Here is a 14632-nt window from a genome sequence, read left to right as displayed (position 1 = left end):
TTGAAAGGCGATTGATGATGTGTGAAAACGCAGTCAACGCCCGCGTCCCCGTGGCGGTCCCCGACGCACGCGGCTCCTCCCCGCTCCTGAAGAAGGTTGCGGGGGCGGTAGCCGCCACTGCAGCCTTGGGGGCCGCCACGGCGGCATACGGGCACTTTGTTGAGCTGAACAATTTTCAGCTCCGCACCGAGTCCCTGCCGGTGCTGCCCGCCGGTAGCCCCGACTTCAGGATTCTGCACATCTCGGACATGCACATGATTCCGGGGCAGCGGAAGAAGACCGAGTTTATGCACTCGCTGGCCGCACTCGAGCCGGATCTGGTCATGAACACGGGCGACAATCTCTCTCACGTGGGCGGTATGGAGCCGCTGTTGGAGGCGCTCGACCCGCTGATGGATTTCCCCGGCGTGTTTGTGCCCGGCTCGAATTGCTATTTCGCGCCCATTTTCAAGAATCCGGCACGCTACCTGTGGCAGCCGCGCACCCCTCAGACGATTGAGGAGGGTTCGCGCGTGGCCCTGCCCATAGAGCAGATGCACGAGGCGTTCGAATCGCGCGGGTGGACCGGCCTGGTCAACCGCTACGATACGCTGAAGCTAAACGGTCTGCGCCTGGAGTTCTCGGGCGTGGATGACCCGCACCTGCGCTACGATAAGCATCCAGGTTTCGCCCCCGGTGCCTTCGACGAGAGCACCGAGCCGAGCGTGCGCATCGGCGTGGCTCACGCCCCCTACATGCGCACTCTGCACCGCTTCGTGCAGGACGGCGCACAGGCTATTTTTGCCGGTCATACACATGGCGGTCAGGTCTGTCTGCCGGGCGGTCGGGCGCTTGTCAGCAATTGCGATTTGCCTGCCTCGCGCGCCAAGGGCGTGAGCGAGCAGTCCGGCATCCCGGTGCAGGTTTCCGCAGGCCTGGGCACCTCCCGCTTTGCGCCGGTGCGCCTATTCTGCCCGCCCGAGGCAGTGCTCGTGACCCTGACGGCACGCGACGCCGGTGAGCCCGCCGGCACGGCGGGTGGTCGCCGCTAATGTCCGAGGCTTCAACAACGCACACAGGAAAGCAACGCCGCAACCCATTCCTCGAGACGGCGCCCGAACCGATTCCCGCCCCCATCGACTACGCGCACGGTCAGCATGCCCCGCGCACCCTGGCCGCCTACGCGCGCCCGATTCGCCTGCGCTGGAGCGTGGGCCTGCTGGTGGCCTTCGGGGCCGGCGTGCTGGAAATTTCGATTCCGCAGGTGCTCCAGATGATTGTGGATCACCTCTCGCACAGCGCCACTGAGAGCGCCATCTGGGCGGCGGGCGGCCTGGTGCTGGTCCTAGCCATTGCGCATGCATCCTTCGCGTACTGGCGACGCTGGCTGCTGGTGGATCCGACCTCCACCATTGAGATGTCCATGCGCATGAACTTCTTCGATCGGCTGCTCAGCGCGCCAATTGCGCTGCTGGACCGTTGGCCTTCCGGCCAGCTGCTGACGCGTTCGATGAGCGATTTGGGCACGATACGCCGCTGGCTTTCTTTCGGCATCGTACAGCTGCTGACGGTGATCGTCATGTTCCTGGGCGGCGCCTTCTACATGCTGCAGTCATCGCCCCTGCTGGCGCTGGTCTTCGTGGTGACGGTGCCGGTGCTGGTGCTGTCGCTGGTGAACTTCACGCGCAAGTACTACCGGGTCTCCCATGAGATTCAGCAGCTGACCGGTGACCTTTCGACCCGCATCGAAGAGTCGGTGCGCGGCATCCGCGTGATTAAGGCGCTGGGACGCTCCCCCGAGCAGATTCGCGGCTACGCCCAGGCCGTGGATGCTCTGCAGGAGCGCGAGTACGGCAGATCGATGCTCGTGGCCCGCGTGGCGCTGAACCAGACCCTGATTGTGGGTATCTCCACGGCAGTCGCGCTGGCTCTTGGCGCTTCGCAGGTCGCCAACGGCGCGCTGAGCCTGGGCGCGATGACCGCCTATTTTGCGGTGCAGACGACCGTGCTGAGCCACGTGATTCGTTCGACCTCGCTCATGTCCGCGTACCTGAGCTATAAGGTGGCTCTTGAACGTCATAACGAGGTCATGGACGAGCCCGGCTTTGAGGTGGTGCGGCTGATAGACCCGGCGAAGGCCGACGAGTACTCCCCGAACCCCGCGAACGCTCAGGATTCCGCGCAGCGCTCTTCTCTTTCTTCTCATCCTTCTGACGCCTCTGGAGCGGCACGCTCCGGAAAGGAAAGCATGCAGTACCCCAGCGGTGGCGCCGTATCGGTGGCCTTTAACCAGGTTTCCTTCAGCTACGAGGAGTCCGCCCCCGCGCCCAATCCGGCGGCTGATTCTTCGCTGGGTGTACAGCTTCCGCGGGCTGACGTGCTACACGACGTGACGTTCAAGGCATTCCCGGGCGAGATTCTAGCTCTGGTGGGCGCTACCGGTAGCGGCAAGTCCACGGTGCTCTCGCTGGTGCCTCGCTTCTACGAGCCGACCTCCGGCTCGCTCCGCCTGGGCTCGCACGATATGGCGGATCTTTCGGTGGAGCAGGTGCGAGCGCAGACCGCGTTCGTTTTTGAGGAGGCGGTCCTCTTCTCCGGTTCGGTGCGCGAGAACGTGCTGATGGGCGTGGCCGACCAGTACGAGGGCGGCACCTCCGACGAGGATTACCCCGGCAGCGACGAGCTGGAGGCAACTCTGAACACCGCGCTGAAGCTGGCTGCCTGCGAGTTCGCCTACGAGCTGCCGCAGGGGCTGGACACGATTATCGGTGAGGAGGGTCTGAGCCTTTCGGGTGGCCAGCGTCAGCGCCTGTCCCTGGCGCGTGCCCTGGCGAAGCGTCCCTCCGTGCTGCTGCTGGATGACCCGTTCTCTGCGCTGGATGTTGACACCGAGGAGCGCATCATTAACGGTCTGCGCGAGGGCCTGGAGGGCCTGGGCGGCGCCACGACCCTGCTGACGGCGCACCGCCCCTCGACGGTGGCCTTGGCGGACCGCGTGCTGCTGATGGTTGACGGCACGATCACGGCAGAGGGTACCCACGCCGAGCTGATGGAATCTTCGGAGCAGTACCGCCGGCTGATGACCATGGAGGAGGGCTAATGCCAGCCCATTTCCCGGTGCCTTCCGGGCGGGAAGCCAGCCCCGAGGAACGAGCCGAGACGAGGAGGCGCTCCCTCGCCCTGCTGAGCCACTCCCTGCGTCCGCATCGCGTGGCGCTCATCGTGTCAATTCTGTCGGTTTTTGTGGTCACGATTGCCTCGGCGGTTCAGCCGTTGCTGATTGCCCGCGTGCTGGACAGCGCCATCGCGCCCCTGCGTCAGGGGGATTCGGGGCCGCTGACGGTTCTCGTGGTGCTCTTCGCGGTGACGGTTGCGGTGGGCGCTCTCTGCAGCTGGCTTAACGTGGCCTGCACGGTGCGGGTTTCGCTGGGCGTGGTGGTGTACCTGCGCAAGCGAGTCTTTGCGCACGCCCAGTCGCTGAGCGTTTCTTTCCACGAGAAATACACCTCGGGTAAGGTTATTTCGCGCCTGACCAACGATATTGATACGGTGCGCAGCTTCTTGGACAGCGGCATCAGCCAGCTGGCCATCACCCTGCTGTCGATGGTTATTTCTGCGGTGGCTATTTTTGCGCTGGACTGGCGAATCGGCCTGCTGATGATGTTCATGGGTGTGCCGATTTACTATCTGACGCGCTGGTTCCAGCGCCGGGCTACCCCGGTGTACCGCCGTATGCGCACCGATTCGGCGCGCCTGACGAGCCGTTTTGTCGAGACTTTTGCCGGTATCCGCGCGGTCAAGGCTTTTGGCGCGGAGGCGAAGCTCCGTTCAGAGTATGCGCAGACGGCCGAAAGCTACCGTGTGCGGGTCATGGACTCGGTTAAGGTCTTCGGCATCTACTCCCCCGTGCTGATCCTTCTGGGTGATGTGTTTATCGCGGCGGCCCTGGTGCTGGGCGGTTACGCGGTGCTCGGCGGCGATATGCAGGTCGGTACCCTGCTGGCGCTGGTGATTTACGCGCGGCGCGTGTTTGAGCCGGTCATGCAGCTTTCGGAGTTTTACAACATGTTCCAGTCCGCGATGTCGGCATTGGAGAAGCTGTCTGCCTTCCTCGCGGAGAAGCCCGAGGTTGCCGATCCCGAGAATCCCGTTTCTCCCGTTCTCGAGAAGACCGGTCCTGCGGTTTCTTCGCCTGAAGACTCGGCACGCGGCGCCCTGGTGGAGTTGGATAATGCGGTCTTCGGCTACACGAGTGAACGCCACGCCCTGCAAAAGACGAGCCTGCGCATCGAACCGGGTACGACGGTGGCCCTGGTGGGTCCGACAGGTGCCGGCAAGTCGACGATTGCCAAGCTCGTGGCGCGATTCTACGACGTGTCCTCGGGTGCTGTGCGCATCGACGGCATGGATGTGCGCGACCTGACCGATGCGCAGCTACGCCGTGAGGTGCTTATGCTGACGCAGGAGGTGTTCCTGTTCTCCACAAGCATCCTGGAGAACATCCGCATGGGTAACCCGCAGGCGAGCGATGAGCAGGTGAAGGCGGCCGCGAAGGCGGTGGGCGCCGATGCGTTCATTGAGCGGCTACGCGATGGCTACGACTCGCTTTTGGGCCGCGGCGGTATCTCCCTGTCCGCGGGCCAGCGTCAACTGGTGTCCTTTGCCCGCGTTTTCCTTGCCGATCCGCGCCTGCTGATTCTTGACGAGGCGACCGCCTCGCTGGATATTCCGAGCGAACGCGCCGTGCAGAAGGCCCTGCACACACTGTTGAGGGGGCGCACAGCCCTGGTGATCGCCCATCGCCTCTCAACGGTGCTCAGCGCCGACCGCGTGCTGGTGATTCGGGATGGCGCCGTGGTGGAGGATGGCTCCCCGCAGCAGCTGATTGCCGCCGGTGGTCGCTTCGCGGCGATGTACGCCTCCTGGGATGAGCTGAATCGGGCGCCGGAGGAAGGCGAATAGCCCGGTTCCGAGGCTTGCTTCAGCTTCTAGCACGGGTCGAGCGATTTTTTGGTTGCTCTGTTTGCGTTCCGTATTTTTTTGGGTTATCCTGGGTGGGTTGCCTACGGTATTCGCCGATAGGTTAACCTCGGGATGTGGCGCAGCTTGGTAGCGCGCGTCGTTCGGGACGACGAGGTCGCAGGTTCAAATCCTGTCATCCCGACAGATAGCCCCGGTCATGGTTTCATGACCGGGGCTTTGTCGTATCTGCGGTATTCTTCCCGAGCAGATTCTAGGCATATACAGACGACCCCCTACCCGCGGTACGCAGATAGGGGGTCGTCGTTCACGCTACGTGTTTTTAGCCGCGCCCGGAAATGAGGGCGAGGATTGCCTCCAGGGGGCCGCGGCCGGCCAGGGAGCGCGCCATGCGGGCCCAGAGTGCGCAGAATCCCACCGCGATGACGATGCCCAGAATCAGGAAGGCGGTCCAGTACACGGCGGTGCCCCATCCTCCCGTGGCAACGTAGTGCTCACCCACGGTAAAGGCCTTGATGGTGGGGCCGGCATAGATAATGAGCGCGCCGAGCACGATGGAGGCGCTCAGCGACATCTGCCCGAGGCGGGCAACGGGGGTGAGGGCACCCGCCTGTGCGGAAAGTAGTCGCGCACATTCGGCCCAGAAGTAGAGCGTGGCGGCCAGACTGAGGGTCAGCTGCACGTGGGGCGCATCCAGCACGCCGAGCCCGGTGTAGGGGTTGAAGACGCGGTAGACGGAGAGCGCCAGCACTGCGAGCACGACGGGCACCGCGATCTTGGCCCCCAGGCTCGTGTAGAGGCGCACCAGCAGAATACCCAGGCACATGACCCAGAGCAACTGGGCGCTGGCGGTAAGGTTCAGACCGTTGGCTTTGAGGAAGGGAAAGGCACCGGCGCTCCATGCATCGGCCCGCGCTGCGGCTTCGAGGAGAATGTCGTGGGTCCAGGAGAGGTACGGGCTCGCGGCAATGGTCAGCACGGCGAGGACCCAGAGCGGCAGGTACACGACGGCCAGGGTCAGCAGGGTCAGGATTGCCAGGTGAATGAGCATATCGAAGGGCAGCGAGTATGCGAAGCCCTGGGCGGGCGTGGTCACGCCCGGTAGCGGAACGTAGGCCGCGCCCTGCACGACGGCGACGCCCAGCACGAGCAGGGCGAGGAAACGCACGATGGTCCCGGCGAAGAGCTGCGGGAAGCTTGCGGTACGCGCGTAGTGCCAGGCCGCGGCTCCAAGGATGGCGGCGAAGAGCGGCTCGGCGGGGGTGACCAGTTGCGGCACCCAGAACCTCCACGAGACGGGGATAAGTTGCAGCCAGTACCCGAAGGCGATGAGCAGGGTGAGCACGGCGTAGGCGCGGGCCAGGTCGAGTCCGAGGTCGCGTCGCGTTCCGCCGAGGGAGGCGGCACGCAGGGTGGAGCCGCCGGAGGTGGTGGGCGCTGTGGTTCGTGCTGCCATGTGTCGCTCTTTCGGGTGGTTCGGTGTGGTGAGTGCGCACCGGGTGGCGATGCCTCCGGCACAGGTGTTAAGTGTAGCGTCGATTGCTGTGCGAGCCGGGGCGCGACCGGTGGAGCCCTCGTCACGTTGCCCGATGCTTCTTGTGCATCGACTTGCGTGTCGGTCTGCCGATATCCCACGGAGTGACGAGGTGATAGGCTCTCGAATAGGAACGACGGTGTGAAGTATGTAGTATAGGTAGGTTCTTTAATGGCGTTCCCGGACACCGCCCACTATATTCTTTAGTCTGCATATGAGGTTCTATGTTTCCCACTCTGCCATCCCTTTTAATGGTGGCCCCGGAGGTTTCCGGTACTGTGCTCGCTTCGGGCACAACCCTGAGCGACGCGGCATCCGCTGAGAGTAACGCCCAGTTCATTTCCATTTTTTGGATTACGCTGGTCGCGTTGATTTCTCCAATACTTTCGCGGCTGACGGGCAAGCGCATCCCCGATGTGGTGTTCCTGCTCATTTTTGGCATGCTCATCGGCCCGAACGTGCTACATTTGGCCGGTACCGAGGGCGGCATCCCCCTGCTGAAGGAGCTGGGCCTGGGTATGCTTTTCCTCATTGCGGGCTTTGAGATTAACGTTTCCTCCCTGCGTAGCCGCCAGGGCTCTACCGCGCTGGTGACCTGGGGTGTGTGTTTTGGCTTGGGCATGTTGGGCGCGGCGCTGATCACCGGTTTCTCTCACGAGGTGAATACCTATGTCGCGGTGGGCGTGGCGCTGAGCTCCACGGCGCTCGGCACTCTCTTGCCGATGCTGAAGTCGCACGGTGCGGCCGGCACGGCGGTTGGCAATGCGGTGCTGGTGCACGGAGCAGTGGGTGAGCTTCTGCCGGTTTTTGCTATTTCTCTGCTGCTTTCTTCGCGATCGCCGGGCATGGCGTTTGTGGTGCTACTGGCATTCATGGTCGTGGCTCTGGTGACGGCTCTGATCCCGCATCGTCTGTTTACGCACCTGCCGGGTCTGCGCCAGATTATTGCGGCCGAAGCCAATACGACCGGCCAGACGATTCTGCGTCTTGCAATGTTCCTGCTCGCGACCCTTATCATGTGCACCGCCCTCTTCGATTTGGATGCGGTGCTGGGCGCCTTTGCGGCGGGCATCATCCTGCGTTCGCTGACTCCTCCCGCGGCTCTGCACCTGATTACGCGCCGTCTGGAGACGGTGGGTTTTGCCTTCACTATTCCGCTCTTCTTCGTAGTGAGCGGCATGGGCATCAGTGTTTCCGCAGTGGCTTCGAATCCGTTGGGCCTGGTCGCGGTGGTTCTGGGTATTCTGCTCTGCCGCGGCGTACCGGTGTTCCTGGCCGATATGCTGGTGGATACCCGTTCGGGCCTGACCTCGAAGAGCCAGAAGGCCCAGATGGCTCTCTATTCTGCGGCCGGTCTGCCGATTATTGTGGCGGTGACGGAGGTTGCAACCAGTTCGGGTCTTCTGGAGGAGTCCACGGCGTCGCTGCTGGTTGCTGGCGGCGCGCTGACGGTTCTGCTCTTCCCTCTGCTTGCACTGTCCATTCGTCGCGCTTTGGGTGATTCGGATTCCGCCTCGGAACCGCCGAGCCGTAAGGAGCAGATGAACGCAAAGAAGGCTCAGCGTAACGCGCAAGTGAAGCTGACAACCGGGCTCATCCCGACGGTTCGCGCTGAGGGCAAGGCGCAGAGCCGCGATGAGGAGGGTGCCCCCACCCGCGCTACCGCGAAGAAGCGTGCGGTTACGCGCTCCTCTTCTCGAGATTCTTCACACGATCTCTCGGACTAGGCTACTACCGACCGCATAGAGTGGTTGTATTCCTACTCTGCGCCCATCGCGCCGAGTATAAGGTTACATCCACTCTATGTGGTTTTTGTCTATAAAACCCAAACGCTCGCTATTCCTTGTATCACATCTCCACTCCCTCAAGTTTTTGCACTCCAGGCATTGACGTAAACTTTTCAGGACGCTCTTTAGTGGACGGCCACCCCTGAAAACCCTGTTTATTCCTGCCCTCGGGGCCTTTTTTCATTAAATTCGGATTTTTCACGCAAATATTACGAGACATGACGTGTCTTAGCTTTTGCGGGTGACACCCTGTCCTATAAAATTGAAAGTACACAGGGCTCGGTCCCTAAACACACATAAAACAACTACATACGCAGAGCCGCTTCTGCCTTGGCAGGAGCTGGTGCGCGCCCTCTCACACGGGGTGTGCTCTTGCCGGAGATATAGCACCCGTTATACCCCCGAAGGCTCTCAATGATGAGGAGGAATATATGAGCGAGAGAGTTTACTCTCCTTAGATAGCACCTCTAGGCCTCGCACTGAATCCTAACGATTGTCTGCACACACAGTCACTTCCGAAGGAAACATCATGCACCATCTACTCCTTACCGCGAGTACCGGTGGCGTGGAGCTGGACTTCCCGGCCTGGCTCCGAATTACCCACTTTATTAACTTCATTATGATGGGCTTCCTGATTCGTTCAGGTTGGGAAGTTCTCGCCTCTCACCCCCGTCTGTACTGGAACAACCACTGCACCCCGGGTTCCGAGTGGATTAAGTTCACCAAGGACAAGGTCCCTACCACCCCCGGCGCATTTACTGCCCGTGACGATCAGCGTTCCCTGTCGCCGCTCATCTCTCTGCCCGGCAAGGGCCAGATTGGTCTGGGCCGCGCATGGCACGCCCTGGTCACCTTCATCTGGATTGCTAACGGCCTGATTTACGTGGGCCTGCTGTTCCTGACCGGTCAGTGGCGCCGCATCGTCCCCACCAGCTGGGACATCATTCCCCAGGCTTGGGAGTCCATCCAGATTTACGCTGGCCTGCATATCCCTTCGATTGAGCACTTCCAGCCCTACGATGCTCTGCAGCAGATTATGTACTTCACCGTGGTGTTCATCGTCGCACCGCTGATGATTGCAACCGGCCCGATTATGAGCCCGGCCTTCTGCGGTCGCTTCCCCGGCTACGTGCGCCTGTTCCGTAACCGCCAGACCGCCCGTTCCATCCACTTCCTGGGTATGGCCTTCTACTGCGTGTTCACCGTCATCCACGTGGCTCTGGTGTTCGTTGTTCACCCGCAGTACAACATCGCCCACATGATGCTGAACAAGCCCTACAACGAGATTGACGCTGCTCAGTTCGCACAGGCAGTGACCATGCTGATTGGCGGCATCGTCTTCGCTGTGGCCCTGTGGCTCCTGGCTTCCTACTGGTCCCTGCGCGACCTGCGATTCACCCAGACCTTCATTTGGGGTCTGACCCAGCCGATTCGTAACGTCCTGCTGGATCGCATCTCCTCGCGTCAGGTTCAGAAGAAGACCTTCACCGATGCTGACATCTCCCCCTTCCACTGGGTCAACACTCGTCCCCCGACAGAGCGTGAGAGCACCGAGTGGAACCGCTTGAAGGAGCAGGAGTTCGTTGACTACCGCCTCGAGATTGGCGGCCTGGTCAAGGAGCCGAAGTCCCTGAGCATCGACGACCTGAAGAAGCTCGGCAAGGAAGTCAACATCACCATGCACACCTGTATGCAGGGTTGGACCGGTATTGCTAAGTGGGAGGGCGTGCGCCTGCGCGATGTCCTCGCACTGGTAGAGAAGACCGACGAAGCTCGCTACGTCATGGTCACCTCCTTCGGCCACGTGGGCCACACCTACGACGGCCGCCCGACCGAACCCTACTACGAGTGCCTGGACGTCTCCATGGCAATGGAAGACGAAACCATCCTGGCATGGGGCATGAACGACAAGCCGCTGCCCGACGTTTACGGTGGCCCGCTCCGTCTGCGTGCTGACTCCATGCACGGCTACAAGATGGTGAAGTGGGTCAAGAAGATCGAGTGGATTAACGATTACCGCGACGTTGGCGACGGCCAGGGCGGTAGCCGTGAGGACTCCGGTCTGCAGCACTTCGACGCACGTGCCTAATTCGTAGCGCATCCTCTCAGGCCATTCGGTCCGTGTGTATCTGGCGGACCCGGCTCTGAGGAGCACACACCCTGGGCGGGGGAAGAGCAATCTTCCCCCGCCCTTGTTTTGCGTCCCGCGCCGCGCATAGCCCAGCTGTCGATCCCCGGGGAACCCGCGAACAACTCGGCGGCCGTTCCCGCACCGGATATTTCGCGCAGAAGCGTCTATGCAGGAGCGCCTGTACAGGAGGTATTCTCTCAGCAGGAGCCTCGGCCGGAGCGCCGTAGCGCTGACTCGAGCACTCCTAAAACGCCATAGATTCTCCGCTGACGGCCTGAGATATATCGTGCGATGAAGGGATAGGCATAAACGTAAGGAACCGCCTAGCGGGCTTTGAAAGCCTGCTAGGCGGTTCCTTATCTAGAGGTTCCGCTTACTTGGCGTCGTAGATGATGACGTCCAGGGTACGGGGGCCGTGCACACCCTCCACGCGAATCAGCTCAATATCGCTGGTTGCGGAGGGGCCGGAGATCATGGTCACCGGGCGGGTGTAGGTGATACGCTCAATCGCCTCGGGCACCAGCTCCACCACGGTGGAACGCGGGACCACACAGATGTGGTGGTCGGGCACCAGGGTGATGGCGCGGCGGCCTTCCTCCGGGTTGGTGTTCAAGAAGATGGTACCGGTCTCTGCGCAAGAGACGGTCGAACCGGTCACCACGGCATCCACGGCGTCCAGTTCCTTCAGGCTCAGGCAACCGGGCTTGAGGGTGCTACCGGAGTCGGTGACGTGCTTACGCTCGGCGGTATCGGCGGGCAGCCACTTCTTATCCAGGCCCTCGGGCACCACGTAGGTGGACTTCTCACCCAGGCGCTCCGCGATAACCTCGGAGATGTTCTCCGGGGTGGCGAAGAAGACGTTAGCCTTGTAGTCGATCAGACGGCCGACGAGCATGTCGATGGTCTGCTCCTCGGTCAGCTCGCTGACGCGACGGTAGTTACGAACCGGCTCCGGTGCGGGGCCTACGCCCTCGAGAGAGGAGCGGATGCGTGCGAGGATATCTTCCTTAGCAGAGGACATTAGTTGTTCTCCTTAGCTTCGCGGGCTTCCTGAGCAGCCTTAGCGTTTGCAGCCGCTTCAGCTGCCTTACCCTTGTTGGCCTCGATGAGTGCCTGAATATCAACGCGCGGTGCGTTATCGCGTGCCGCGGTCTTACCCTTCTCCTTCTTCCACCAGTTGCGGAAGGATTCCTTGGGAGGCTCGGGGATGTCGCGGTATTCGGTCCAACCGCCGACGATACCGGGAACAGCGGTAATCTTGTGCTTGCGACCGGCGATGAGGCGGGACATGGGCAGACCGCGCTCCGCGACCGACATCATCTTGCCGGAGGTGAAGAGCTTCTTCGCGCCGAGCATCATGGCGTCCATCTGCGAGAAGGGAGCCTTCTTGTTACCCTCGAACTCGCGAACGGCGTGCTTGGACTCGACATCCTTGGCGCGCAGGTGCACGAGAACCTCGGGGAAGTTAATCTTCACGGGGCAAACCTCGAAGCACGCACCGCAGAGCGAGGATGCGTAGGGCAGCGAGTTGTTGTGCGCAGCCTCGATACCGGAGAGCTGCGGGGACAGAATCGCGCCGATGGGGCCCGGGTAGGTGGAGCCGTAGGCGTGACCGCCGGCGCGCTCGTACACGGGGCACACGTTCATGCAGGCGGAGCAACGGATGCAACGCAGAGCCTGGCGGCCAACCTCGTCGGCCAGAACGGCGGTACGACCGTTGTCGATGAGGATGACGTGCATGTTCTGCGGGCCGTCACCGGGGGTGACGCCGGTCCACATGGAGGTGTAGGGGTTCATGCGCTCACCGGTGGAGGAACGGGGCAGCAGCTGCAGGAAGGCCTCGTAGTCCTGGAAGGTGGGCAGAATCTTCTCGATACCCATGAAGGTAATCAGGGTGTCGGGCAGGGTGAGGCACATACGGCCGTTACCCTCGGACTCCACGATGGTCAGGGTACCGGTCTCGGCGATGCCGAAGTTAGTGCCGGAGACTGCCACGGTGGTGTTCAGGAACTTGTTGCGCAGGCGGTTACGGGATGCCTCTGCCAGTTCTGCCGGCTCATCGGTGATGTCCGGGTTGATACCCTCAATCTCGCGCAGGAAGATGTCGCGAATCTCGCGGCGGTTGCGGTGAATTGCGGGCACCAGAATGTGAGAGGGGCGGTCGTGGCCCAGCTGCACGATTTCCTCGGCGAGGTCGGTCTCGATGGCGTTAATGCCGTTTTCCTCGAGGAACTCGTTCAGACCGGTCTCTGCGGTTGCCATGGACTTGATCTTGATGATTTCGTCCACGCCCTGCTCGCGGATCAGGTCCAGGGCGATCTGGTTTGCCTCGGAGGCGTTGCGGGCCCAGTGCACGTGGCCACCGGCAGCGGTGAAGTTGCGCTCGAACTGCTCGAGCAGCTCGGGGAGGTTTGCCAGAACGTAGTTCTTGACGCTCTCACCGGTGTTGCGCAGGTCCTGCCAGTCGGGCAGCTCTGCGGTGACGCGGGCGCGCTTGTTACGAATCGCGTGGGTCACGAAGCGCAGGTTGGAGCGCAGCTGCTCGTTCTTGAGCTCTTCCTTGGCGTACTTGGGGAAGGGGATTTCTTCGAAAATGTTGCCCTCGCCGTAATGAACGACCTTGGGCATACCAAGCTGAATAGCGGTCATGAGGTCTTGTCTTTCCTTAGGCGATCGAGAGCTCGATGTTCTTCGAGTCAATCTTGAGCGGGTTTTCCTTGGTGGAGGCGAGGATCTCAGCGAAGTGAATGGTCTTCACGTCGGAGCCACGGCGCGAGAGCGCACCACCGATGTTCATGAGGCAGGAGCAGTCACCACCGGTGCAGATGGATGCGCCGGTTGCCTCGACGTTGTCGGCCTTGTCGTTGACCATGGCGCCGGAAACATCGGGGTTCTTGAAGGAGAAGGTACCGCCGAAGCCGCAACACTGGTCCATGCCCTCAATCTGGGTGTACTTGATGCCCTCAACGGTGCGGACCAGGTCCTGCTGACGGGTGCCCAGGCGGAGCAGACGCATACCGTGGCAGGAGCTGTGGTAGGTGACGTGCTCGGGGAAGTAGGAGCCGAGCTGCTCGGCTGCGTTGGTGATGCCGAGGACGTCAATCAGCAGCTGGGAGAACTCGAAGGTGCGAGAGGCAATCTGCTCAGCCTTCAGAGCCAGGGCCTCATCGCCGCGGCTGCGGGCTACCATAGCCTGCTGGTCGCGCAGGGAGGCAACGCAGGAACCCGAGGGGGCAACGGCCACATCCCAGTCCCAGGAGTCGAAGGCCTCGACGTGGTTCTTGATAATTTCGTAGCCGTCATCGAAGTAACCCGAGTTGACGTGCATCTGGGAGCAACAGGTCTGGTTCGGGGGGAAGACAACCTCGTGGCCCAGGCGCTCAAGAATTTCGACGGTGGCGCGAGCTACGCGGGGGTACATGCCGTCAACAATGCACGTGGAGAAGAGTGCAATACGCATGACTTGCCGTCCTTTCCTCTGTATTCAGAGTTTCTCGGTCTCACCGCCTGCGTCTGGGGCAGGCGGAGCATTGTTCTGCGTACTTTGCCGGGCCGTTGGTGGGATACCCATAAGCACGAACAGACGGTGCACGCCCCAAGTGGAGGTGGGATGCGGTGGGATCAGAAACCGTGGTGATGTCTTATCTGGTCCTTGCTATTTAACACTGTTACGTTTCTTTTCTCTACTCGGAATAGGGCATACTTTCCTTGTTAAATAAAGGGTTAGGTCATCCTGACTCTAAGGTACACTTTCTTACCTTCCGGTATATGTGACCCCATCTCTTCTTGAATCGCGAATCAGAGCATCTCGCCGGAGCGTATTTGAACGCTCATCAAACGCAGATATGCAATGTGAGAATTCGCGAAAAATAGGCACAAACCCCCTTTCTTTCAATGTTTTAGAGGCATTATTTTTCACGAAACCAACAATCGGTGTGCATTTTCCCCTCATCACAACCGGTGCCCCGCTGTACAAAGATGCGCATCCACAGGTCGGTCTCACGGGTTGTGTGTCAGAACCTGGAATTAACTATCAGCGCCGCAATATAGCGGCAAATTCACAGAAAAATTTCGAGCCCGACCCGCTCGACGGCCCGTAACGAAGCTGTGTGCTTTTGGCGAAACCGCAATACGTCGGGTATGGTTCTATACATGCGATGAATGGTCTGACCACATCCCCCGCGAGAGAACAAAGATCCGTTCGCTCACGCACCATCAAAT

At 61.2% G+C, this 14632-nt stretch carries 9 protein-coding genes and 1 tRNA gene; 6 read left to right on the top strand and 4 right to left on the bottom strand.

What is annotated here, in order from left to right; translation table 11 throughout:
* The first annotated feature begins 17 nt into the window (after nt 1-17).
* From HMPREF2674_RS00350 to HMPREF2674_RS00335, 4 genes are all read left to right on the top strand, one after another.
* Nucleotides 18-1031 (top strand): metallophosphoesterase, encoded by a 1014-nt coding sequence (locus HMPREF2674_RS00350; protein WP_070650023.1) that lies wholly within the window; start codon nt 18-20, stop codon nt 1029-1031.
* The gene (locus HMPREF2674_RS00345; protein ID WP_049343189.1) at nt 1031-3079 is read left to right on the top strand and encodes an ABC transporter ATP-binding protein; all 2049 of its coding nucleotides are present in this window, start codon (nt 1031-1033) and stop codon (nt 3077-3079) included. The genes HMPREF2674_RS00350 and HMPREF2674_RS00345 overlap by 1 nt, the downstream gene beginning before the upstream one ends.
* Nucleotides 3079-4941, top strand: coding sequence for an ABC transporter ATP-binding protein (locus HMPREF2674_RS00340; RefSeq protein WP_049347402.1), 1863 nt, complete (start codon nt 3079-3081; stop codon nt 4939-4941). The genes HMPREF2674_RS00345 and HMPREF2674_RS00340 overlap by 1 nt, the downstream gene beginning before the upstream one ends.
* Nucleotides 4942-5069: 128 nt before the next feature.
* Nucleotides 5070-5143 (top strand) — tRNA-Pro (locus tag HMPREF2674_RS00335).
* A gap of 138 nt (nt 5144-5281) precedes the next feature.
* Here the strand turns inward: HMPREF2674_RS00335 and HMPREF2674_RS00330 are convergent.
* A complete protein-coding gene (locus tag HMPREF2674_RS00330; RefSeq protein WP_070824532.1) occupies nt 5282-6415 on the bottom strand; it encodes a hypothetical protein in 1134 nt (377 codons plus the stop codon).
* 302 nt (nt 6416-6717) lie between these two features.
* On the opposite strand from HMPREF2674_RS00330, the gene HMPREF2674_RS00325 reads away from it, so the two are divergent.
* Both HMPREF2674_RS00325 and HMPREF2674_RS00320 read left to right on the top strand, forming a co-directional pair.
* Nucleotides 6718-8220: a cation:proton antiporter gene (locus tag HMPREF2674_RS00325; RefSeq protein WP_070824531.1), complete on the top strand. Its 1503-nt coding sequence runs from the start codon at nt 6718-6720 to the stop codon at nt 8218-8220.
* A 589-nt stretch (nt 8221-8809) separates the two neighbouring features.
* Nucleotides 8810-10369 carry a molybdopterin-dependent oxidoreductase gene (locus tag HMPREF2674_RS00320; RefSeq protein ID WP_049347398.1) on the top strand — a complete coding sequence of 520 codons (1560 nt, stop codon included), beginning with the start codon at nt 8810-8812 and terminating at the stop codon, nt 10367-10369.
* A gap of 415 nt (nt 10370-10784) precedes the next feature.
* On the opposite strand, the gene HMPREF2674_RS00315 is transcribed toward HMPREF2674_RS00320, so the two are convergent.
* The 3 genes from HMPREF2674_RS00315 to HMPREF2674_RS00305 are packed head-to-tail and all read right to left on the bottom strand — an operon-like array spanning nt 10785 to nt 13871.
* Nucleotides 10785-11432, bottom strand: coding sequence for a LutC/YkgG family protein (locus HMPREF2674_RS00315; protein ID WP_049331623.1), 648 nt, complete (start codon nt 11430-11432; stop codon nt 10785-10787).
* The gene (locus HMPREF2674_RS00310; RefSeq protein WP_070824530.1) at nt 11432-13060 is read right to left on the bottom strand and encodes a LutB/LldF family L-lactate oxidation iron-sulfur protein; all 1629 of its coding nucleotides are present in this window, start codon (nt 13058-13060) and stop codon (nt 11432-11434) included. Before HMPREF2674_RS00310 ends, HMPREF2674_RS00315 begins: the two co-directional genes overlap by 1 nt.
* 16 nt (nt 13061-13076) lie before the next feature.
* Nucleotides 13077-13871: a (Fe-S)-binding protein gene (locus HMPREF2674_RS00305; protein WP_070824529.1), complete on the bottom strand. Its 795-nt coding sequence runs from the start codon at nt 13869-13871 to the stop codon at nt 13077-13079.
* Between the last annotated feature and the right edge of the window lie 761 nt (nt 13872-14632).

Source organism: Rothia sp. HMSC062F03 (assembly GCF_001836905.1).
Taxonomy (GTDB): Bacteria; Actinomycetota; Actinomycetes; order Actinomycetales; family Micrococcaceae; genus Rothia; species Rothia mucilaginosa_A.
Note: the sequence above shows the minus strand (reverse complement) of the source record. Positions and strands in the feature narration are given on the sequence as shown.